The 23,854-nt window shown below is 44.5% G+C and carries 18 protein-coding genes; 8 read left to right on the top strand and 10 right to left on the bottom strand.

Going from position 1 to position 23,854, the window contains the following annotated elements; translation table 11 throughout:
- Window positions 1-146 precede the first annotated feature (146 nt).
- From MKZ16_RS03845 to MKZ16_RS03835, 3 genes are all read left to right on the top strand, one after another.
- On the top strand, window positions 147-608 hold the full coding sequence (locus tag MKZ16_RS03845) for an NAD(P)H-dependent oxidoreductase (protein WP_081393413.1): 462 nt from the start codon (window positions 147-149) through the stop codon (window positions 606-608).
- Window positions 609-640: 32 nt separating this feature from the next.
- A protein-coding gene (locus MKZ16_RS03840; protein ID WP_339815369.1) for an IS3 family transposase occupies window positions 641-2,199 on the top strand; the annotation gives its coding sequence in 2 pieces (ribosomal slippage) (window positions 641-1,274 and window positions 1,274-2,199; 1,560 coding nt in all).
- A gap of 47 nt (window positions 2,200-2,246) precedes the next feature.
- Window positions 2,247-2,444 (top strand): hypothetical protein, encoded by a 198-nt coding sequence (locus MKZ16_RS03835; RefSeq protein WP_179089986.1) that lies wholly within the window; start codon window positions 2,247-2,249, stop codon window positions 2,442-2,444.
- A gap of 96 nt (window positions 2,445-2,540) precedes the next feature.
- Here MKZ16_RS03835 and MKZ16_RS03830 read toward each other — a convergent pair whose 3' ends face one another.
- The gene (locus MKZ16_RS03830; RefSeq protein WP_036684855.1) at window positions 2,541-3,383 is read right to left on the bottom strand and encodes an aldo/keto reductase; all 843 of its coding nucleotides are present in this window, start codon (window positions 3,381-3,383) and stop codon (window positions 2,541-2,543) included.
- A gap of 223 nt (window positions 3,384-3,606) precedes the next feature.
- Between MKZ16_RS03830 and MKZ16_RS03825 the strand changes: the two genes are divergently transcribed.
- Together MKZ16_RS03825 and MKZ16_RS03820 are read left to right on the top strand one after the other, a co-directional pair.
- On the top strand, window positions 3,607-4,596 hold the full coding sequence (locus MKZ16_RS03825; RefSeq protein WP_038568743.1) for a DUF4003 family protein: 990 nt from the start codon (window positions 3,607-3,609) through the stop codon (window positions 4,594-4,596).
- Window positions 4,597-4,617: 21 nt separating this feature from the next.
- Window positions 4,618-5,064, top strand: coding sequence for a GNAT family N-acetyltransferase (locus MKZ16_RS03820; protein WP_038568741.1), 447 nt, complete (start codon window positions 4,618-4,620; stop codon window positions 5,062-5,064).
- A gap of 182 nt (window positions 5,065-5,246) precedes the next feature.
- On the opposite strand, the gene MKZ16_RS03815 is transcribed toward MKZ16_RS03820, so the two are convergent.
- The 3 genes from MKZ16_RS03815 to MKZ16_RS03805 form a co-directional block, all read right to left on the bottom strand.
- Window positions 5,247-5,474: a hypothetical protein gene (locus tag MKZ16_RS03815; RefSeq protein ID WP_339815366.1), complete on the bottom strand. Its 228-nt coding sequence runs from the start codon at window positions 5,472-5,474 to the stop codon at window positions 5,247-5,249.
- A 701-nt stretch (window positions 5,475-6,175) separates the two neighbouring features.
- On the bottom strand, window positions 6,176-8,821 hold the full coding sequence (locus MKZ16_RS03810) for an ABC transporter permease (RefSeq protein ID WP_076104104.1): 2,646 nt from the start codon (window positions 8,819-8,821) through the stop codon (window positions 6,176-6,178).
- Between the two features lie 13 nt (window positions 8,822-8,834).
- On the bottom strand, window positions 8,835-9,536 hold the full coding sequence (locus tag MKZ16_RS03805; RefSeq protein ID WP_036684849.1) for an ABC transporter ATP-binding protein: 702 nt from the start codon (window positions 9,534-9,536) through the stop codon (window positions 8,835-8,837).
- Between the two features lie 274 nt (window positions 9,537-9,810).
- Between MKZ16_RS03805 and MKZ16_RS03800 the strand changes: the two genes are divergently transcribed.
- Window positions 9,811-11,586: an ABC transporter ATP-binding protein gene (locus MKZ16_RS03800; RefSeq protein WP_076098706.1), complete on the top strand. Its 1,776-nt coding sequence runs from the start codon at window positions 9,811-9,813 to the stop codon at window positions 11,584-11,586.
- The gene (locus MKZ16_RS03795; protein WP_076104105.1) at window positions 11,573-13,348 is read left to right on the top strand and encodes an ABC transporter ATP-binding protein; all 1,776 of its coding nucleotides are present in this window, start codon (window positions 11,573-11,575) and stop codon (window positions 13,346-13,348) included. The genes MKZ16_RS03800 and MKZ16_RS03795 overlap by 14 nt, the downstream gene beginning before the upstream one ends.
- Before the next feature lie 82 nt (window positions 13,349-13,430).
- On the opposite strand, the gene MKZ16_RS03790 is transcribed toward MKZ16_RS03795, so the two are convergent.
- The 6 genes from MKZ16_RS03790 to MKZ16_RS03765 form a co-directional block, all read right to left on the bottom strand.
- Window positions 13,431-16,796, bottom strand: coding sequence for a HEAT repeat domain-containing protein (locus MKZ16_RS03790; protein WP_339815364.1), 3,366 nt, complete (start codon window positions 16,794-16,796; stop codon window positions 13,431-13,433).
- Window positions 16,797-16,970: 174 nt separating this feature from the next.
- Entirely contained in the window at window positions 16,971-17,723 is a 753-nt protein-coding gene (gene yaaA, locus MKZ16_RS03785) for a peroxide stress protein YaaA (RefSeq protein WP_036684841.1), read from the bottom strand.
- Window positions 17,724-17,819: 96 nt separating this feature from the next.
- Entirely contained in the window at window positions 17,820-18,068 is a 249-nt protein-coding gene (locus MKZ16_RS03780; RefSeq protein ID WP_036684840.1) for a hypothetical protein, read from the bottom strand.
- Window positions 18,069-18,099: 31 nt separating this feature from the next.
- Window positions 18,100-19,656 carry a glycosyltransferase family 39 protein gene (locus MKZ16_RS03775; RefSeq protein WP_076104107.1) on the bottom strand — a complete coding sequence of 519 codons (1,557 nt, stop codon included), beginning with the start codon at window positions 19,654-19,656 and terminating at the stop codon, window positions 18,100-18,102.
- Between the two features lie 293 nt (window positions 19,657-19,949).
- On the bottom strand, window positions 19,950-20,771 hold the full coding sequence (locus MKZ16_RS03770; protein WP_076104168.1) for an aminoglycoside phosphotransferase family protein: 822 nt from the start codon (window positions 20,769-20,771) through the stop codon (window positions 19,950-19,952).
- Window positions 20,772-20,870: 99 nt separating this feature from the next.
- Window positions 20,871-21,758, bottom strand: coding sequence for a hypothetical protein (locus tag MKZ16_RS03765; RefSeq protein ID WP_256715442.1), 888 nt, complete (start codon window positions 21,756-21,758; stop codon window positions 20,871-20,873).
- 494 nt (window positions 21,759-22,252) lie between these two features.
- Here MKZ16_RS03765 and MKZ16_RS03760 point away from each other — a divergent pair, with 494 nt between their 5' ends.
- Window positions 22,253-23,776, top strand: a complete 1,524-nt coding sequence (locus tag MKZ16_RS03760; RefSeq protein WP_036684833.1) for a flavocytochrome c — start codon at window positions 22,253-22,255, stop codon at window positions 23,774-23,776.
- Window positions 23,777-23,854 lie beyond the last annotated feature (78 nt).

The following is a 23,854-nucleotide window of genomic DNA, read 5'->3' as shown; positions in this document are numbered from 1 at the left end:
ATCTTATGCTCATTTTAACAAGACACAGCTCATAAATAAAGTTTCCTAGAAATAATATTGACAACAAGGAAACTTAAAACGTATTATTGTTTCCATAGTTAATATTTAATTTCGAGGAAACAATAAATCATAAAGAAGGTGTTTATATGAATGTCTTAATTATTTTTGATCATCCCTACGGCGCATCAGCGTCCGAGAATATCCCCCATCAGCGAAGCTATTCCGCAGCCTTATTAGCCTCCGTTATGCGAGGTCTTACCACCAAAGGTCATACGATTGATCTTATCGACCTGCATGCCGATGGATTTGATCCAGTCATGTCACGCGAAGAACTCACTGCTTGGCGACAAAAGAAAACCACCGACCCGCAAGTCGCCAATTATCAGCAGCGTCTTATAGCAGCGGATCATATCGTCTTCATTTTTCCTATATGGTGGGAAGCCATGCCCGCTCTTACCAAAGGTTTTCTTGATAAGGTATTCGCAAAAGGCATTGTCTACGAAGAAACTAAACCTGGGCGGCCCTTCAAATGCTTGCTCCCGAATATTAAAGGAGTGTCCCTGCTGACCGTAATGATATGCTCCCCATATAGTAGACAGGTGAAATAATAAAAACCTGTCGCTGTATGGGGAGCATTTTTATGGAACAAAAGAAGTATACAGCACTGGAAAAGTTAACGATTCTCCAAGAAATTGAACGGGGCGACATTGGTTTGAAAGCTGCGGCCCGGAAGTATGGAATATCCAAAAACTCTATAGTGAAGTGGCGGCAACGTTATCAATTGTATGGATACGAAGGGCTGGAAGTCCGAAGCTACAATCGTACGTATTCTGCAGAACTTAAACTCTATGCCGTTAAGGATTATCTCGAGGGAGGATTGTCGCAAAACCAAATCATCTGCAAGTATAAGATTGCAAGTGCAACCCAACTCGCCAACTGGATTAGGAAGTATAATGGTCATAGCAACAGCTTAACAGCTCATTCAGGAGGAACTAAAGCTATGACCAAAGGACGCGTAACCACTTGGCAGGAACGGATAAATATCGTGCTGTACTGCCTTTCGAACGGAGAAGACTATGCGAAGGCGGCAAGCCATTTTCACGTGTCTTACCAACAAGTATATAGCTGGGTAAAGAAGTACGAAGCAGGTGGTGAAGAGGCATTACGAGACGGTAGAGGACGCACCAAAGCGCCTGAAGAACTTACGGAAGCAGATCGCCACAAACTCGCGATGCAAAAGCTGGAATACGAGAATGCACGCCTGCGTGCGGAGAATGCTTTTCTAAAAAAGTTAGAGGAACTCGAAAAGAGGAGGCGTTAAGAACCATTCGCCAGGTGAATATCTACCTGGCCATTCAGGCTGTTCAGCAGGAACAGTCTTGCTCCATTCGGCTTTTGTGTGACATCGCAGGGATTTCACGGTCAAGTTATTACAAATGGTTGAATCGCAAACCCAGTTTTCGAGAGGCTGACAACGAGAAACTGACAGAGGCCATGCTCCTCTTGTATGAGAAGGTGGAACGAACCTTTGGGTATCGCCAATTGACCCTGCATTTGCGCAGACAAATGGATAAATCTATTAACGCAAAGCGAGTGTACCGGCTGATGAGATGCCAAGGTATCCAGTCAGTCATCCGCAGAAAGAGAAAGAAGTATGTAGGCTCCACGCCTCAGCAGGTTGCAGAGAATGTGCTGAACCGTAATTTTGAGGCTGAAGCTCCAAACCAAAAATGGGTAACGGATGTAACGGAATTCAAATACGGCAACGGCAAGAAGGCGTATTTAAGTGCAATAAAAGATCTGTATGACAAGTCCATTGTTGCTTACGTTCTGGGTCATTCCAATAATAATTCGCTAGTTTTTAACACACTGGAATTAGCTTTGCAGGCAGCACCGGAGAGCCGAACCTTACTCCATAGCGACCGTGGTTTCCAGTATACCTCTCTGCATTTTAAGAAGATGCTGGACGATGCAGAACTGAAGCAAAGCATGTCCCGAGTAGGCTGCTGCATTGACAATTCGCCGATGGAATCCTTCTGGGGAACATTGAAATGTGAGAAGTACTACTTACATACCTACCAGACCTTTGAAGAACTCCAAACAGATATTGATACCTACATTCACTTTTATAATAACGAACGGTTACAGGCAAAACTAAACGGCCTCAGTTCCATTGAATTTAGGACTAAGGCCGCTTAAACTACTTTTATTTTTTGTGCTGTCTACTTGACGGGGTGCAGTTCATAATGAACACACCCGACTTCTTTTATCGCTGGATTTTTGGCAACCCCATCACCAAAATTCTATTCAGAGGCACCTTCCGCAAAATGGGAATACGGAAGAACCTCCGTTGGTATAATTATGCCGGGATGTCAGATCGCAGCTTAGAAGAGCGGGTGAAGCATCTTGATAAAACTGAACAACGGTTTGCACGACTGGACTAAACTAGACTAGATCAAATTACTCAAGCGCTGACTGATTCTGAGGCTAGCCTAATATAAAAAACCACGCCAATAACTGGCGTGGTTTAGTTAAATTCATTAAAATTCTTCATACGATGCGGGATCTTGATCAGCTATGCGACCTGTTGGCGAGGTTAATGCGGAAATAACGGTCATCTCAGCTTCCGATAATTGAAAATCAAAAATATTCAGATTATCGCGCTGATGCTCTAGAGAAGAAGCCTTTGGAATGGGAATAGCCCCAAGCTGTATATGCCAACGTAAGATAACTTGCGATATCGATTTATTATGAACCTTGCCTATTTCCGCTATTTTCTCATTTTCCAGTACGCTGCTAGCTCGTCCCAATGGACTCCACGATTCAATCACTACCCCATGCTCTTTGTTCCATGCACGTTGCTCTTCCTGATTAAAATGAGGATGCAGCTCAATCTGATTCATGCTCGGCGCTACGCCAGTTTCTTGTATCAAACGCTCGATATGCTCCGGCAAAAAGTTACATACACCGATGGAGCGGATCAAACCTTGTTTCCGTGCCTCGATCATCGCCTGCCAGGCTTCAACATATAAATTCACTCTAGGGTTAGGCCAGTGGATGAGATAGAAATCATAATAATCCAACCCGGCTCTGAATAAAGACTCCTGTATGGTGGCTAATGCTTCTTTATAAGAGTGATGGCGACCTGGCAGCTTGGAAGTAATGAGCAGTTCTTCCCTAGGCACAGAAGTTTGCCGAACAGCCTGGCCTACAGCACCTTCGTTCTCATAATTAAACGCAGTGTCGATCAGACGATAGCCAACATCAATCGCCTTAGTGATGTTTTGTGCTCCCTCAGTACCATTTAACGCGTAAGTACCAAAACCAATAGCAGGCACCTTCACTCCATCGTTCAATATGATTTCAGGTATTCTCTCAGTCATCGTCGCACTTCTCCTTTGTTGTCATTTAAGCCCCTGCCGATCCATCTTATAATTATTATAACATCTTCATAGTAAACTCAATCATTGGGTTACCTGAACAACCTCTAGCTTATTGGTAAGCCGCTTTCGCGGGCATCCGATTTATTTTTTATAGTAAAATGAATCTACAGCACTGGATTTTCGTAATGTTATGAAGTAAAAGTAGAGATAAGAGGTGTACCCAATGAAGGAGCAATATCCAGCTAGGCTTGAATTGTTCGCAGACAACGCTCAGAGGATCAAAAAAGCTTTTCCATGGCAAAATGCAATGGTTAATCGGTTAGCGGCACTATTGTATGCTGTAGAGGACAAAGTTGCAGATGACGAAGCCATTCGTGCTAGCTACGAGCTAATTAAGGAGAGTACCGGGATTTTCTCTCAATTTAGAGGGGCTTCGGTGATCAGCATTGCCGCCCTGCTTTCACTTTCTGACGAAAAGGAAACTCTGCTTGCAAACACATTTGCCGTGTATGATTTAATGAAGGAAGCCAAATTCAGAGCCTCTGATTATCTCGTCGTTGCTGCCTATCAAATCGCTGCTAATGCAACATCGGATCGATATCAGCGTACGGTAGAACGAGCAAAGCTATTTTATGATAGTATGAAGGCAAAACATCGTTTCCTTACCGGACAAGACGATTATATCTTCTCCGCTATGCTTGGTCTTTCCGATATCGATGTTGAGAGTGGCGTGGACCGCATGGAGCAGCTCTATGTAACACTTAAGCCCGAATTTATGTCAGGCAACAGTGTGCAAGCCCTGACCCAGGTATTGGTTCTTGGGGAAGAAGCCCCTCAAGCAGCGGACCGTGTATTGGCATTAAGAGATGCATTTCGTGCACAGGGTATCCGGCTAGACAAGGAATATACCCTCTCCTCGCTGGGCGTGTTATCCCTGCTCCCTTGCAACAAGGAGGACATCGTTACTGATGTCTCGGAGACTTACGAATTTTTGCGTACAAAAAAGGGCTTCGGTAACTGGTCTATTGGCAAGCAGGAATTACTGCTCTTGTCTTCTGCGCTGGTAGCCTTCAGATCTGTGGAGGATGTACAAAACGGCGTATTAACTACGATGCTTTCCACCAACATTACCAATATTATAATTGCTCAGCAGGCTGCTCTTGCCGGGGCAGCGGCTGCGTCAGCTGCGGCTGCAGCTTCTTCTTCGAATTAGATTGAATCGTGAGGGAAAGATATGGACTCAATAAAAATCTTCACAACTAGAAATGAAGAATTATTAAACCGTCTACTGAACATTTGGGAATCATCCGTGCGGCATACTCATCTTTTTCTATCCGAGCAGGATATTGATGCTTTGCGGCCGCTGGTTATGCAGGCGCTTGAGGGCATAAGCGATTTGTTTGCTTTTACAGATGATGAGGAACAGTTGATTGGCTTCATAGGGGTTCAGAATAATAAGATTGAAATGCTGTTCGTAGAACCTGCTGTAATGGGAAAAGGGGTTGGAAAAGCACTTGTAGCTTATGTCATGCAGGAACTCGACGTACACCTCGTAGATGTGAATGAGCAAAATCCCCAAGCTTTAGGTTTCTATGAGCATATGGGATTTCAGGTTTTTGAGCGTTCAGCACTCGACGAACAAGGTAATCCTTTTCCTATCCTGCACATGTCGCGTAAGTAGCCTTTTCCTATGTAGGAGACAGTTCGATGCATTTTATTATCGTAAAAAAACAACAGAGCAGCGATTCTCAAACGAGAGAATCGCTGCTCTGTGTTTTAGTTGTCTGCAGTTTAGGTTGGCGAAGCTAGGAGCGGATAGGAGTAGATATGAGGAGCTAGGCGAAGCGGCTTCGAGTATTCGGTTCACCTATAACTAATATCTGCATCTGCATCTGCAACTACTTCTACTTCTACTTCTACTTCTACTTCTACTTCTACTTCTACTTCTACTTCTACTTCTACTTCTACTTCTACTTCTACTTCTACTTCTACTTCTACTTCTACTTCTGCTTCTACTTCTACTTCTACCTTTACATCTACTTCTGCAACTACTTCTAAATCTACGCATATCCCCTCATGCACATCACCCAATCAAAGCTCTCTGTTGCTTGCGGACTCAGATGACGCTATTTGCTCATTTATCGCCCTTGAAGCACAGTTTCGGACTCCAGTGTCGCTATTCTATAGAAAGAGCATCATTTCTGGCGTTTTTTATGCCAATAGCTGCTATGGAGTCCGATATCATTCCAAATGACGGATAATCCGTCGTTTAAGGTCACCTGGGTCCGATAGGGTCCGATAGCGTCGGGCATAGATTCAGATAGCAAACAATATCGTCAGAAATCATCGGATGGCATCGATAGCGAACGATAGCGGCGATTCCTAACCATCCCCAGTTACTTACGGACCCAGATGACACTATTTGCTCATTTATCGCCTTTGAAGCATAGTTTCGGACTCCAGTGTCGCTATTACATAGAAAGAGCCGCATTTCTGACATTTTTTATGCCAATAGCTGCTATGGAGTCCGATAACATCCCAAATGGCGGATAATCCGGCGTTTAAGGTCATCTAGGTCCGATAGCGTCGGGCATAGATTCAGATAGCAAACTATATCGTCAGAAATCGTCGGATGGCATCCGATAGCGAACGATAGCGTCGGGTCCTAACCATCCCCTGTTCCTTACGGACCCAGAGGACACTATTTGCTCATTTATCGCCTTTGATCCATAGTTTCGGACTCCAGTGAAGCTATTCCATAAAAAGAGCCGCATTTCTGGCGTTTTTAGATGCTATTCCACCGACTTCAAAGCCTCTATCATATGGATTCGTTTGAGCTTAATATGCATGAACGCCATGACAATACCGGAGAACAACAGTGTTAGGAGCGCCGCATAAATATAACTTGGCCACTTGATGATCGGAGCGAACATCGTCGCATCCAGCTCAGCCGTCTTCAGGACGAAGCTATGCAGCACTATGCCGAGACCCGATCCAGCCACAATACCGAGTAGGCTAAGCAGCATATTCTCGCGGTAAATATACATGGTTACTTCTTTGTCGTAGAAGCCCAGTACCTTAATGGTTGACAGCTCCCGGATCCGCTCGGACACATTGATATTGGTCAAATTGTAGAGGACGACAAAAGCCAATGCCGCCGCTGAAACAATGAGCACCAAGGTTACAACGTCCATACTCTTCATAGTCTCATCGAAGGCGGAGCCTACACTGCTGGAAAAGCTGATGGCAGCGACGCCCTCATTAGCCGTAAGCTTTTCACCAAATTTATCTTCCCATGTCTTATCATGTGCGGTGTAGTTCAGCAGTTCTGTGTTGAATAGCGGTTTTTCTCCGAACACAGAAGCATAATACGCCGGTGTCATATAAACATAGTGCATTACATAATTCTCTGTAATCGCTGCGACCTCAATTTCGAACGTCTCATTATCTTTGTCCACCACGGTCAATTTATCGCCAGACTCCAGCCCATACAGCTTTGCCAGCTTCTCTGAGATAATAGCCCCATCATCCGTAAGCATCCGCCCTTCTCCACTCTTTCGATCACGCAACTCCACGAAATCGGATAGGGAGTCAACGGAAGTAGGAACGAACAGATGAACCTCTTGATCATTTACACCACCAGCATGTGCGGTCATCCGTTCTTGCGCCACACTCAGCGTGCCAGTTACTGCAGTTTCACCAGCAATTAGTTTTTCGTAGGCTTTTAGCACATCGGCAGACACATCTTCATGCAGTGCCACAAGTGCATCATATTTCATAATCGTGCCGAACTGCGACCCGGCGATGCTGCCAATTGAATCCTTGAGACCAAATCCCGTCAGGATCAGCGCTGTACAGCCAGCCACGCCGAATACAGTCATGAACATCCGCTGCTTATAGCGGAATAGATTCCGTGCGGTAACCTTTTGGACAAAGCTCAATCTCTTCCATATAAAAGTGATCCGCTCCAGTAAAATACGCTGGCCACTCTTTGGTGCCTTCGGACGCATCAATACGGAAGCATTGCTGCGCAGTTCTACCCGTGAGGCAATCCACGCCGTCAACGTAGTACATATTAACGCTACGATAACGGATATGATGGAGTACGAAAGATAGAAATTCTTCGTGATATCCGGTAAATTATAGATTGCACTATACGCATCGTAGATAATACCCGGAAACAGGGTAAAACCAACAGCAAGGCCCGCAATTGAAGCCGCCAGACTGGCAAGTGTACCATAGACCAGGAATTTGGCCATAATGTCGCGGTTGCCATAACCGAGTGCTTTCAGTGTCCCAATCTGCAGGCGATGCTCCTCAACCATCCGTGTCATGGTCGTCAAGCTGACCAGCGCAGCAATCAGGAAAAAGAACACAGGAAACGCACTGGCAATCGCCGACAACCGATCAGCGTTATCTTTATATTCGGCATATCCCGGATTAGCGCTTCGGTCAGTAACGTAGACCTTAAGCTGCTCCAGCTCTGCAAGCTTTTGCTCCCCTGCCGCCAATTCCTCCTTGGCAGAAGCAAGTCCGGCAGCAATTGCCTTCATACTTGCAGCCTGTTCCTGCTGCACTTCCTCCGGCTGGCGCTGCAAATCCGCAAGCTGCTGCTCGGCGGCAGCCACCTTTGCGCGGCCGCTAGAAAGCTCTTTCTCGCCTTCCGCCCGCAGCTCAGCAAGCCGTGCTTCCGGCACGCCGGACATCGCCTGCTCTACAGCATGGGTATGCTGTTCGATCAGATCTTCATACTCCGGCGAATAAGCCTTCACCCCGGCTGTATCCTTAAAGGACAGATAAGCTTCCGTATACACCGGAAGCTTGAAATCTGACTCCGGGATCGCGGCGAACGCATCCGCCGTACCTTTGCCGATCCCACTGGTGCCCCGGGTACTTTGCTCAATAAACTGTGGACTTCTAACAAAGCCAACTACGGTATACTCCAGTGTCTCGAAGCTGTTCGACAGCTCCGTATCCGTACCGTTTCCACTGAAAGATACCTTGTCACCCAACGCATATTCTTCCGCTAGCTTATCGTCCAGCACGATTTCACCGGAATGCTCCGGTAGATGGCCTTCAATTATACGGTATTGATTAAGTGGTTTATCCGTGTTGTAAGAATTGACTTTAAGTATTAAGGCATTATCACCCATGAATACATCTGCGCTATAGCTCGGCTGAATCTCATCGATCCCCTGTACATTTCTGAGTAACCCGATGTTGTCTTCGGTCAGGCCGTAGTTAGTCTGCACCTTCAGATCCATCAAGCGCTGCTCTTTGTAAAAGATTCCAGCTGTATTCAGCATATCTGGCCCTGTAGCCTTGATTCCGGCAAAAAAGCTGACGCCTAACATAATAATTGCAAAAATCGAAATAAACCGGGCTTTGGTATGCCCAATTTCACGAAAAATATCTTTCCACAATGCACGCTTTTTCATAGATGCCTTCTCCTTACCATTCAATATCGTCAACGGATACCGGCGAAGGATTGATCACCATCTTCCGTACCTTAGCGTTGTTAATCTCTATAACCCTGTCAGCCATCGGAGCGATCGCCAGATTATGTGTAATTACGATGACCGTTGTCCCGGTGTTACGACAAGTATCCTGCAGCAGCTTCAGCACCTGCTTGCCGGTGTTATAATCAAGCGCTCCTGTCGGCTCGTCGCAGAGCAGCAGCTTCGGCTGTTTAGCCAACGCTCTGGCGATGGCAACACGCTGTTGCTCACCACCGGACAACTGAGCGGGGAAATTATCTAACCGCGCGCCCAGACCCACATCCTCCAGCACCTTACGTGCATCTAATGCACGCGGAGAAATCTGTGAAGCAAGCTCAACATTTTCCAGTGTGGTCAGATTAGGCACTAGATTATAGAACTGAAATACAAAACCTACGTCATTTCGGCGGTAGCCTGTCAGCTCCTTGGCACTAAACTTGGCGATATCAATGCCATCCACAATGACCTGACCTTCATCGGCGGAATCCATTCCACCCAGAATATTAAGCACTGTAGATTTACCCGCACCGCTTGGGCCGACGATCACGGCAAATTCACCTTTTTTTATCTCAAAATCAATCCCGTCATTCGCGACAATTACATTCTCGCCCATCTTGTAACGCTTGTACTCCCCTTTTACAGCAACAAAACTCATTCCTCTTCCTCCTGTCCCTATCCGAACTAAGTCTAATTACTCTACATTGTCTCAGTTTATCATAATTAGAACGCCCAAGCCCGAATGGCAAACCCTCATTACACAAGGTGAAATTCACATCATTAATAAGTTCATTTTTTTGTAACAATAATGTAACAAGGAAATTTTACCGTAAACGATACTTAGTCATTTGATAATGTTATAATCACTTTGTTTTATTTACTCTTTTCAGGCAAGAGTGAAAGAACAAGAACAATCAGAAACAGGTGATCAGATGTTCGAACTGAAATGGCTATGGCAGAACCTAGAGGGAAACCGGACGCGATACATTCTGGCACTCTGCCTTTCGGTGGTGGGCTCAAGTCTTACAATCGTGAATCCGTACATCAGTCAGCGCATTGTCGATACGTTTATAGCCGGTGACAACGCCCTGCAGAATCTTACACAAGAACGGCAATTATTAATTATGCTCTGTCTGGGCATGATTGGATTTTCTCTACTGCGCACAGGTCTCGCATATTTCACGACCATGCAGTACGAGATATCCTCGCAAAATATGATGTACAATGTCCGCATTTATTTGTACAACAAAATTCAGGGACAGGACAGAAAATACTACGATCATAATCGTACCGGCGATCTCATGACCAAGATGACAGGCGATCTGGACATGGTCCGTCACTCTATGGCCTGGATTTTTAAGACGATCATTGAATCGCTAACGATCTTCCTTGCCGCCGTTATCTATTTTTTCACTATAGATGCGGAACTGACGCTGTGGATGCTTATCCTGTCACCGCCCATTTTTATCGTGGCTTACATATTCGCTAAACGCGTCCGTCCTATGTATATTGACCTGCGTGAACGGCTGTCCCAGCTTAACACGACTACACAGGAGAATATCTCAGGCAACCGTGTGGTCAAGGCTTTTGCCCGCGAGGAATTCGAGGTCGAAAAATTCACAGAGAAGAATGTCAACTATTCTACGGCGAACAAAAAGGCCGCCCTTGTATGGCTTGATTATTTTCCTTATCTGGAATCCTTCGCTCAGGGCTTCAACGTAATTCTTATGTTGGTTGGTGGTTTGTTCCTTATGAACGGCCGGATCACCTTCGGTGAGTTTATGGCCTTCTCTTCGCTTATTTGGGCTATATCGAACCCTATGCGCAACATCGGTATCATTATCAACGACATTCAGCGCTTTTTTGCGAGCTTGTCCAAAATCGTAGATATCTATTATGCCCGGCCAAATATTGTTAACGAGCATACTGTCACTGACAAACGCCGTTATGAAGGCCGTATTGAATTCGATCATGTCCGCTTTAAATATGATAGCGCTATCGTACTGGACGATATTAGCTTTACCGTTGAACCCGGTGAAACTGTAGCAATCATGGGCGCGACAGGATCAGGCAAAACAACAATCATCAACCTCATCCCTCGCTTCTACGATGTAGCTGAAGGGCGCGTACTAGTAGACGGTGTTGATGTTCGGCAGCTGGAGCTTGATGAACTTCGTGGAAATATCGGCATGGCGACCCAAGATGTACTTTTGTTCTCTGATACCATTGATGGAAACATCGCCTATGGCGATCCTGATCTTCCGGAAGAAGATGCAATGGGTTATGCAGAGCTCGCAGCCGCACACGACTTCATTACCAAAATGCCTGAAGGTTATGATACCGTTGTCGGGGAACGCGGAGTCGGACTGTCGGGAGGGCAAAAGCAGCGTATTGCCTTAGCGCGTGCTTTGGCGGTACACCGTCCTATCCTGATTCTCGATGATACGACCTCTGCGGTCGACCTTGAGACGGAGGAGCATATCCAAAAAAGTCTACGTGAACTGGACTATCCTTGTACGAAAATTATTATTGCGCAGCGTGTATCTACTACCTCGCAAGCGGACCGTATTCTCATTCTGGATGGCGGGAAGCTAGTTGAGGAAGGGACTCACACTGAACTGCTGGCGAAACGTGGTTACTATTACGAAGTGTTTAAACTGCAGAACGAGGGTATTGGAAGGCAGGTGACCGCAAGTGGCAAGGAATAAATTTGACGTCGATGAAAATCTTGAATCGCCGTTTAATATAAAACACTTCCGGCGTGCGATGGTATATATCAAACGAAAGAAAACGCCAATGATTGTTGCGTTCGTGCTCAGTGCACTTTCAGCAGCCATTTCACTGTCGGCTCCGCTGATCATGCAACATGTCATCGACGTGACCATTCCGGCAAAAGAGAAGCTTGCACTGCTGGGTTGGGCTGCACTGATGCTTGTGACCATCGTGGTCAGTGTTTATCTGGCTACGATACGCTCGCGCATCATGACGAGTGTTGGGCAGGATATTATTTTTGACATCCGAACGGATTTGTTTAAGCATCTGCAAGAATTGCCTTTCAAATATTATGACGACCGCCCACAGGGCAAGATCCTTATCCGGGTCGTAAACTACGTCAACGCCGTTTCAGATGTGCTGTCCAACGGGATTATCAACTTTATTCTAGAAATCGTGAATTTGCTCTTTATCGCAGCCTTCATGTTCGCTGTCGATGTACGACTCTCATTTGTCATCCTTGCCGGACTGCCAGTCTTCCTTGGCATCATGCTGCTGATCAAAACCCGGCAACGCCGGGCATGGCAAGCAGTGTCCAACAAAAGCTCCAACCTAAATGCCTATCTGCAAGAGAGCATCAGCGGTATTGGTGTGACGCAAATGTTCTCCCGGGAACAACGTAACGAAGGAATCTTCACACGTCTCGCAGGTAATTTCCGTAAAGAATGGATGAAGGCTCAACGTTACAACTTACTTATTCCGTTCTCTGTAGACAACTTGTCTACGATTGTTACATCATTGATTTTCCTTGTAGGCCTACTAACTCTGAGTCCTCAAGACATGACCCTCGGTGTCATTCTGGCGATGAGCAGCTACGCTGCCCGCTTCTGGCAGCCGATTCTGAGTCTTTCGAACCTGTACAATAACTTCATCAACGCCGTTGCCTATCTTGAGCGTATCTTCGAAACGCTGGATGAACCGGTTACCGTCAGTGATATTCCGGATGCAAAAACACTGCCATCTGTACAGGGCCATGTCACCTTCGACGATGTAACTTTCGCCTATGACCCGGGGCTTAATATTCTGGAGAATATCTCCTTCAAGGTCAAAGCGGGAGAAAGCATCGCGCTGGTAGGACCCACAGGTGCGGGCAAAACAACCGTCGTCAATCTGATCTCACGCTTTTATAACATTTCCAGTGGTCAGATTCTGATCGACGGCCAGGATATCTCGCAGGTGACGTTAAAATCTCTTCGCAGCCAGATGGGGATTATGTTACAGGATAGCTTCATCTTCTCCGGTACTATTCTGGACAATATTCGGTACGGCCGACTGGATGCGACCGAAGAAGAAGTAATCGCCGCTGCAAAGGCCGTTTGCGCCGACGAATTCATCCGTGAATTCGATCAAGGCTACATGACAGAGGTCAATGAACGTGGCTCCAAGCTGTCTCAAGGACAGCGGCAGCTCATTTCGTTCGCAAGAACACTTTTAGCAGATCCGCGCATTCTCATCTTGGATGAAGCCACTTCTTCCATTGATGCGAAGACTGAGCGCTTATTGCAAAAAGGGCTGAATGAACTGCTTAAGGGACGCACCTCGTTCATTATCGCGCATCGCCTCTCCACCGTAAAAAACTGCGATCGTATTATGTACGTATCTAACAAAGGCATCGCGGAAAGCGGCTCACATGATGAGCTTATCGCACAGCGGGGCCTTTATTACCGCCTCTACACAGCACAGAAGATGGAAGCTTAATTGAAGAAATACCAAAAGAGCTCAGGCCGATTTGCAGCCTGAGCTCTTTTGGTATTTTATATTTTCAAAAAAATATCAAAAACTAATCTATCGCCGTCCAAATATTTAGCGCAAGTGAGCGAACCGCAAGGTTCGTGTGATTTCTGTACAACCGCAGACGCTCTCCAGGCTCTGGACTCCACAATAGAGCACTTCCGGCAACTTCAAGCAGCGAAAGTCCAATATACTGAGATTCGTAACGGCTCTCAGACTCTAGAACATCTACAATTTCCAATAAAGTTTCCGGACTCCAGTATCCCGTGCTCTCTTCTAAATTATACGCGACCTGCTTATAAACATCGCTTAATAGCTGGGGCTGATTTGAAATAGTGGTAACTATCCGATTCAGATAATTGGCGGATTCCTCCACGTTATTCCAGTCTATTGCTGCTATATACAATTTCATCACAGCTTGCTGTAAGGTCTCATCAGATGCCAGACAGTCAATCAGATCCGTATACAAAGGGATAAGGTGCATCCGGGTGATTTTTGGCAAAGCTATCAGCTGGTTGACTAATTTCAGTAGACGTTGCCGATGAGGCAAATCTCTTTTGGCAGTAGCGTTCCATTCATCACTTATCGCTGCACTAACCAGTCTCTGACATACACCAACTACTACCTCATTGATCTTACCATCGCGACAGGTTTCTACCAGCGTATACATAGCAGTTTCCCATCTAGTGCTGTCTTCCAAATCCGTAATAGACTGAGCGGTGGCAGCTGCAACAATCCCTTCATTTCCATTTGTCCACCGCATCATAGAAATGAAAGCATATCTGCCAATATACGCATCCTGGTGCCTTGCAATTTCAAGGGTTAATCCTAGATAACGTGGTCTAAAGTCTAGCGGAAGAGCATTAGGCTGTTGAGATAATAAACTTCCTGCGATGTCACTTTCTGATGAAGAAGCCATTGTACTTAACATGTCCCAAGCGCGTTCATCATCTAAAAGCTGTTTCGCAGCATGCCCTATGGCTATGATTACATCCTTGTGTGCATTGGGTTTCTCGAACTCGTTCATCAATAGCGGAAGACTGTCATCGCTTCTATAAGCGCCCAGTAAGCGGATGGCTTCTTTTCTGACAGTGATCTTCAGCTTATCCCGATTCAGCAGCTCTTTCAGCATGGTAACCAGTAACACCGGATTCACCCTGCGGATGCATCTGGGTATCGAGTACATGGCTACACGGGCCCGGTCCCCATCCAGATTCTCCAGCAGAACGGGAAGTGCCTTCTCCGGTTCTTCCATAAGTGAAAAGGCATGAAGTGCAGCTTCTACTACAGTTACTTCCTTATCCTGCATAAGCCCCAGTAACCTATCCGAACCGAGATCAGGCATGCTTGCCATGATCTTAATAACGCTTGCACGCTCCCAAAGATTACGTTTGGCATCGTATGCAACTTTTTCTAATAAGGCACTTAAAGCTTGTTGCTGACGTGGCAGCCATCTGTGGAATCCATCCGCGGCCGGCACAAGATAGATAGTTTTGCCTGATAGGAACTTGCCCTTAATGACAGCCCCTGAAATAAAAGGATCGAGCCATTCTTGACGCTTCAGATGCAGATGCTGGAATACTTCATGGATCGTAATATACGATTTATCTAAAGCTAATAATTCCTTAACTCTGGCATCACGCGTTGTATGAGGCGCAAGCCAGTATCTGGCCGCTTGTATGGCTGTAGAATCTGCCTTTGCCCTCGTTGCTTCCTTTAACAGATTTTGAAGTTTTATGATGCCGTAACCTCTTTTACCGAATGAGCTAGCTAGACTTAACACCAGATTGTAGTCTTCTCTTTTGTTGGCCTGTACAGCTAATGTATAAATTTCGTCGAAGATAATCTCTTCTACTCCCCGGGGTAAATTCTTCTCCAATGATGGAAGGGAAAGCTGCCCATTCTGCTTGGCCAATTTCTGAATCGTCTTTAAAGAAAACTTAAACAGCTCACCGTGAGGAAGTAATGCGTTATGCCGGAGAATAGCAAATGCCAGTTGTTGAACGGAAAATTTTGTACCATATGAAGTATCTCTGGCCTCTATAACACTATCAACAAGCAAAGTAAGTTCTTGTACATGGGCATCCGTGAACACAGACGCAGGACTTTCCGATAGCTCTTTAAATACAGCGCCCCGGACAGGATCCTGATCATTTTTAATCCGGCCCAGGTACACCAAAGTTTCATTCATGCCCTGTCTCGACAGAACGGTACTTCTGATCAGCTGCATAAGCGCCGTGGCACGTTCGTCTGCACTGGATACCTGTGTTGCTTGTTCAAGTCCCGCTCTTGAATGAAGAATAGAACGGCAAGCAGTAAATCTGACTGTTCTCTCCCGGTCATCATTGATTTCACGAAGGCCAAGCATCCGGGTGGCTTCCTTGTCACGCAAGGCATGTGGTAATACATACAGTAATCTTTCCGGAAAAATGCGTTCATTGCGTTTATCTTCTTCATACACAGCATCGAAAATGACTTTGCGGTTAGAGGGTGCAATATTATGAAGTAGCTTTGCTATGTGCATAGGGTGATCTGCGAGTAGTTTCGCTATCTCAATCCATTGATCAATGGATAAATATTTTTTCCTTTTAAGAACAGCTTCAGGAACACCATAAGAAATCAGATCGCTCCGCGACTCCGTTCGTGTTAACAGCTGATATACCTTATTAGGATTTTGGCGTACAAGCGTGCCAAGCTGTTCTTTTAAAGCAGGATGTATGATGTCCATGGGTCCATGATTCAGCGCACACTCCAGCACCAAATCTGCCTTCAGATTGCATAGGATCTCCAGAGCTGATGAGAATCTCCACCAGACATAGCCTTTTTCCCTGAGTGGTGTGCTTTCCAGTGTTGTTGCAAAGTATTCCGCCACTACGTCAAGATGCCGGCTGGATAATTTCTTCCAGTCTTTTATGGCATACCCGATATCAGCTAGCCATTTACTTACCGTTGCCGAATAACAGGCCTGCAATATAATCGCGGCTTCCTCTGCTCCCCACCGGGCATACACTACAGGCAATAAGCGTTCCGCTAATTCCTGACGGTTAATCTGTGAAATACTATGCAGCAGCTTGCGGCGGCAATCATGGGATAAATGGGGGAGCTCACGTTCAATATCAGCATCCGAAGCCACCTTTGCCAAAAGACCCGCAGCCGTATTTCTGATACTTGCCTTGGGATGCCGCAGTGCTGATAGAATAATAGCAGCATCTTGTGTTGCAATGGCGCCGATTAAGGCAAGTCGCGCTTCATAAACGCCATCCTCCAGCAAAGAGGCTAGTAATTGCGAGTACTGGACAGATCCGAGATGATCACGGCCTAAGATTGCTACTTTTTTGATTCTGTCGGAATAGCCTAGCGAATCCAATTCTTTAAGTAAGCTCTGTTTATCCAATGGATCTCTTTTGAAAATCATAAGTCCTCCTCGTTAACCTGTTCTTATTCCACCCGAACTTTATTCTCTATACCCTAATCTATCCCCTTTAAAAAAACTGGAATTCAGCATCTGGTTTCGTTGACCAAAAAATAAAGGTAACCCTGAAGCCGGTTATTCAACCTCCTTCAGAATTACCTTCATGTACTGCTTGCTCTAGTCATTCTTTTTCTGAATAAACACATACGTACTCTCATCCGACAGCTCATCAGCAAAGCTGAAATCAAATCCGTCGAAGCCTTTGATATCCTCCACACAGCTGATTTGCCGCTCAGCCATGAAGCGTACCATTTCACCTCTGGCCATCTTGACCAGGGTCGCTCTCTCCACTACCTTACCACCGATCTCCTGCCCGAATATACAACTAACCATGCGAACGTTCCCGCCAATATAAGGGGAGATGCACTTGCTGTATTCCTTAGAGGCCAGATTCAGAATGATGTCAGTCTCCGAAAATAGCTGATCTGCCAGCTTCCTGTTCCAGAACTCGTAGATAGACTTGAAACCAGGTCCGCTAAGCTTAGCCTGCATCTCCAGCCTGTAGGGAACAACGCCGTCAAATGGCCGGACGATTCCATAGAATCCGGACAATATCCGTAAATGCTGCTGAAGATATTCCAGCTCCTCCATTTGAAGTACCCCGGGTGCCATGTACTGGTACTGGATTCCCTCATAAGAAAAGATAGCCGGTGTAAGATTCCGTGTTACATCCATATCCCGAATCCGTTCCACATTCAGCGTGGCGATGGCATCATTGCATTTCCATAACGATTTGGCTTCTTCATAATTCAACTTTTGTAATAAGGCCAGAAGAGTCTGCGACTCGCTTATGAATTGCGGCATCTGGCGGCAATCCAAGAAATCTGTATCCATCTTCATCTTCTTGGCAGGCGATATAATGATTCTCATGGTGCTCCCTTTTCTTACCCCCGCGGGGAATTTAAATGTAACCTTATCCTATCACACTTAATCTTCGTAGGCTTGGGGCAAGTTCATGAAATTTGTTCACTGCCGGCCACCTTGTGCGCCACCGCCATCTGTACCTGGGTTGCCGTTTCTCCTTGTCCCACCATTCATGCCGGGAGATCCGCCCCCATCTTTCCCCCGCCCGCCGGTGAAGCCCTGTCCCCCGTTCGCTCTTGACCCGGAGTCAGTACTCGTTATCTTCTGTGCGGTAATAGCATCGCAGGAGACGAGCACCATGGAACAACTTAGCACTGCTATGAGCAAAGCGAAATATCGCTTGATCCGCATCTTTGAATCCCCTCTTTCCGAGCGAACATAGTTAACGTGGAAAATATCTTTTTAACATATAATCGTATACGTCCTTAAAACCCATGTAGGATAATACGATCAACAGCGGATACACCGGGTAAATATACCGGGACTTGATCTCCCATAAAAGATAGAATCCGATAAAGCCCAGCACCACAAGAATCAAAGAGGTCTCTTCAAATCTTTTGGCTCTTATTCCACCAATTAAGCGAACGAGTATAAATACATACATCAGAAAATTCAGGACATACAGCAGCCACAACATTCCGCTTCTATAATTGGAGTCTGCCTTAAACAAATCCGTAGCAGCATTAGTGTAGCTATAACGGTCCATGACAAAGCCCATTCTTCCCCCGTTACTGGATGATCCGTCGTTTCCGAGCCCATATCGTTCCATCTGGTAGGTTCCTTCCGTCCAAGTCCAAACGATTTTTTTATAATACATCTTCACTAAGTCACTTAGGCCCGCCTCGGAGAGTTTATTACGGATTTCCTCTTTAAATAACTCCGTACTTTCTGCCTTATTATAATTTGCATCCTGCTGATAGATAGCGTAGCTCTCCCGGTTGTCCCAGAACCCAAACGTCTCCAGATTGATCCCCATATTCAGCCACATGTAGACAGGTGCGGAATTTTCGTTCATCGGTTCATCTACAACATTCGTCGCCTGCAGCACAGCATTTTGCGTCCAGCCGGGAACATTAAACAATATGACCGTGATAAACAAAGCGCTAAAAACCTTTTTCACCCCGATAGAACGTATGTTAAATAAAAGACCCGCCACCACGGTAATCAGAAAAATAACACCGATACTGCGGAAATAGTTGCCTATTGCCAGTAAGAGAGCTGCGAAGAGAATATCCTTAATGGACCTTCTTTTGATAAATCTTATGGCAAAATATAAAGCACTTGTCAGGAAAGCGGTAGCGATCACATCGTTATAGATAAAATTACTCATAAACAATGAAGGGATATAGGTTGCGGCAAACACGAGGATGCCATAATCCTTATCCTTGGACTTATAATTAAGCTCTTTATACAGCATGTAAATCATTAATGAGGTTAACAGTGTAAACAGAATATTAAATATTTTGATTACCAGATAATTATCCGGAAAGATCAACAACAACGTCTTTAAATATAAAACAATCGAAAAATTAAACGGGAACATATGCAGATAGCCGCTCGTGTCAAACGACGAATAATCATTCCTGTACAGCATGTCGAGTGCCAATGAAAGCACTGTCTGCGAATCATCCGTCGGCAAGCGTGGAAACAGAAAGATAATCACCATCTGGATTGCAAAAGAAAATAGCAGTGTGGCTGGAATGACTATTTTCCAACTGTACTTATTAAGCTTCAGGCACATTTTATACAAAATAACGCTTAATGCCAGCACCACTGCGATCACTAGAATAAAAAGACCCAGCTGTTGTCTCTCCAAAATTGGCGTATCCCCATATACGAAATAATTATATTTCGCCCTAATAAAAAAAGAGGACGCGATAAAAAGACCGATAAAGAATGCAAGTATGAGATACAATGTTTTTTGAATTCCTCTTATCATGGAAAACCTCCTTTACGCAATCGAAAGCCCTTTACAATCCGCTGCCCCGATTCATAAAAAGCATTATAAACACCCAAACTGAAAATCCAATGAAAATCGGATGTTTGGGAATTCGCAAGGAAGAGATTTAGAAAGAGGGGTACGCAAATAGACCGCCCACTCACAAAGGTATGCGGTCTATCTGTCGTGTCCTATTTGCTGAAGCCTACCGCCCTTAAAAGCGGCTATTGCCTTGGGAATCGGGTTATATTATATACCCAATCTCCCAGAAAATCCATCCATCCTTGCGTACATCAGAAGAATTTACTATCCATCTTTTTTAAAAACCGATTATCAGCGATTAAACTTTTCACTCTCTTCGTTGTATTAGGCCCTTTCGGTGTGCTACCTCTTCTATTCAGCAAAACCCACCGTAGACATGCCCAAGCTTCAAAGATCTCAAGTTCTTCCTGATCCATATCATTTTCCAATAGATAAGCAGTTCGGAACACATCAGCATAACGCACGGAGATATATATTTTCAGCAGAATAAGTGACCAGGCAAAATCATATCTAGAGTCTCCCAACTGGCCGTTCGTCCAATCGATTATGGTATATCGCTCTTTATCCTCCACTATATTTCCGATATGAAAATCCCCATGAATGATACAATCTTGCTTCATTGGAGTTTGCTCAACAAGAGTAGTCAATACATTAAAAATATCAGATTGTTCTTTGGCTTCAGGGAAAAAGTAGCCGATGAAATTGTATTTTGGCAGTTGTATATTTCCAATCTCTTCAACGCGAATTTTATGTATTTTTGCTAATAGGCTTGCGAGTTCCTTCATTTTCCTGGTATTCATTTTATGAATAGGGGTTCCGTCAAAACCTGTTAACAACACCTTATATCCCTCCGGATTGATTCCCCAGCCCACTGGTTTAGAGACGGCTACTCCTCGTTCGGATAGAACATCCAATAAACGATATTGAAACTGGACATCCGGTCTGGATTCCTTATTCCATGTTTTCAGTACATAGCTCTCTTGATCAGAATTAATCCTTATGACCTCAGCTTCAAATCCTTGATCCATTGTATGCGCAGTTAAGCTGTCTTCCTGATTTAATAAGTCGTTCATGATTTCGTTGTGCTCTAGCCAATTTATGAGAGATATAGGAGTTTTCAAAAATGGTTCTTCCTTTCGGAGTCAGCTACTACGGATTTACGCAACCCAAAATTACAAATAACATAAAATAGATTGTTCTATCCAGTACATAAATACAGTATCCGGGCTTTTCTTTTCAAACTTTTTCATTTTTAAATACATGTCCATTCCATCAGAAACATCATGCCATAAATCCGTAAATACAAAATCATATTTTTCCTTAGACATATGTTGTTCTGCATATTCGAAAGCATCTGCTTGGATAAGCCTGATCTTGTGAGCATTACTGAATTGGGGCAGTACATATTTATTAAATAGATCAATGACATCTTGATTTTTTTCAACAACCGTTATGCTTTCAACATTATCTTTTTCAGAAACCATATAAGCATAATAGCCAAGCCCAAGCCCAAACGTAAGAACATTCCCAAACGCTTTATCTACAGCTTCTTTCATTGTTTCTATTTCATTTGGCGTGATGGTCATCCAGATTCTATCATTCTCCAAGACGGCCGGGAACATGAATTCATTTTGAAAAAAACCAACCTGAGGAATTTGTCTTCCCTCTTCTGTCCGGATGATATCATTGCAAACAAAACCTTCAAAAGGTTTATATTTTTCATATTTTAATTCACTATTATTAATCTTTATAGTAGGAATCTTGATATTTTTATAATATGGATTGTCATAATATTCATTTGCATCAAGCTTATGAAGCATATTGCTAAAATATTGGTTAAACAATTCCTTATCATCAACATTATCAACCGTATCCATCCCAAAAGCAGCAGCCAGCATTAAACCAAAAGCGTATTCATAAGATACACCACAGTTTACGATTTCTTCAATTTCTTCTTTGTTAATAAAGTCGGGGGTATTATTCAAATAGCGGCTTAGTAAAGCAAACACTTTATAGTTATCTTCTTTTACCTTTTCTTTTATTACATTATTAAATTCCATATTCTCACCTATTAATTAGAATTTGTTTCTATGTCTCATGTTAGTCTTTCCGGATTGACTAGTAGGCAATACTCTCATTTTACCATTTAAAAATCCAGAAGAACAAAAACCACTTTACTAATCCGTGACAGTTCCGCTCCTACAGTAAGAAAATCTTACGCCAAAATCTTCTAATTACAAGGTTTATGGCCTATATCGCGCCTAATCTGCTCAATATTTCGTTACCCTATGTTAGAATAGACGACTTGTATAATTTGTGAAAACTTTCACTAATAGTCATGATTGATGGTATACTTAATAAGAAGATGAACTAAAGAGAATAACGATGGAAACTGTGGACGTAACCGTAGAAGATTTGAAGTTAGGAGAATAACAGCGACGCGCGCGCTTCTCCACTTCCAACTCCCTCTGATACTTCCTTTCTTTTTTGTCGGGTTCTTTTGGTACATCTTAAGTACATCTTAATAGAGAAATATAAAAGTGGAGGGTTAACAATGAAAAAGAAAGCAGCTGGTGCTCTGAGTCTCGTCCTCTCTGTCATGCTCGTTACCGCAGGTTGCGGTAATGGAAACGACAAGGTGAACGAGAGCAAGAGTAATAACAACGAGAAAAAAGAAGTTGAAGCCGTCTCCGGGGCATCTGAAGCAAGCTACACACCATTCGATCAATTAAAAGATAAATATGATATCATCATTGTCGGTGCGGGTGGTGCGGGAATGTCCGCAGCGCTTGAGGCCAAAGAGAAAGGCATGAACCCTGTTATTTTGGAAAAAATGCCGGTTGCCGGCGGGAACACAACCAAATCCTCTTCGGGAATGAACGCTTCTGAAACGAAATTTCAAAAAGAACAAAACATTGAAGACAGCAATGATTTATTTTATGAAGAGTCATTAAAAGGTGGCCATGACACTAACGACAAAGAAATGCTTCGTTTCTTCGTTGATAATTCCGCGAGTGCGATCGATTGGCTGGATTCCATCGGAATCCGCTTGAACAATATCACCATTACAGGCGGCATGAACGAAAAACGTACACACCGTCCTGAAGATGGCTCTGCTGTGGGTCAATACCTTGTCAAAGGTTTAGTGAAAAACGTACAAGAGAAAGAAATCCCACTTTTTGTGAATGCTGATGTCAAAGAAATCACTGAAAAAGATGGCAAAGTAAATGGCGTCAAAGTCCTTTTTAACCAAACAGAGGAAAAAACAATTACGGCAGATGCTGTCGTTGTAACCACTGGCGGGTTCGGTGCCAATATGGATTTGATCTCCGAAGTAAGACCTGACTTGGAAGGCTACGTTACTACTAACCAAATCGGCAGTACCGGAGACGGCATCAAGATGATTGAGAAACTCGGCGGCACAACCGTCGATATGGATCAAATCCAAGTTCACCCGACTGTGCAGCAAGAAAAATCCTACCTCATTGGCGAAGCTGTTCGTGGGGAAGGCGCTATCCTTGTTTCCAGTGAAGGCACACGCTTCACCAACGAATTGGATACCCGTGATAAAGTAACAGCTTCCATCAATACACTACCTGAAAAAGCAGCTACGCTGGTCTTTGATTCCGGTGTTAAATCCCGTGTGAAGGCTATTGAACAATATGACAAAATGGGTTTCGTGATTCAGGCGGATTCCATCGAAGCTTTGGCCAAAGAAATCGGTGTTCCAGAGGATAAGCTGGCAACAACGCTTGATACTTGGAACAGCGCCGTTAAGAATAAAAAGGATGCCGAATTTGGCAGAACTACAGGAATGGACAATGACCTGTCCACTGGTCCTTTCTACGCTATTAAAATTGCTCCTGGGATTCACTACACCATGGGTGGCGTGAAGATCAATACGAACACAGAAGTTCTGAATAAAGATGGTGAAGCTATTCCTGGTCTGTTTGCGGCAGGTGAAGTTACAGGCGGCTTACACGGACAAAACCGGATCGGCGGCAACTCTGTTGCAGAAATCATTATTTTCGGCCGTCAAGCTGGGATCAAATCTGCTGAATTCATAAAAGCAAAATAAGTAGATAATAGATACTATAGGCCTCACAGCAAAAAGCTCAAGCATCGGCAAGTTAGCCGCTGGCTTGAGCTTTTTTAA

This window comes from Paenibacillus sp. FSL R5-0928 (genome assembly GCF_037970385.1).
Lineage (GTDB): Bacteria > Bacillota > Bacilli > Paenibacillales > Paenibacillaceae > Paenibacillus_AQ > Paenibacillus_AQ odorifer.
The sequence above is the reverse complement of the archived record's forward strand: the minus strand, read 5'-3'. Positions and strand labels throughout refer to the sequence as shown.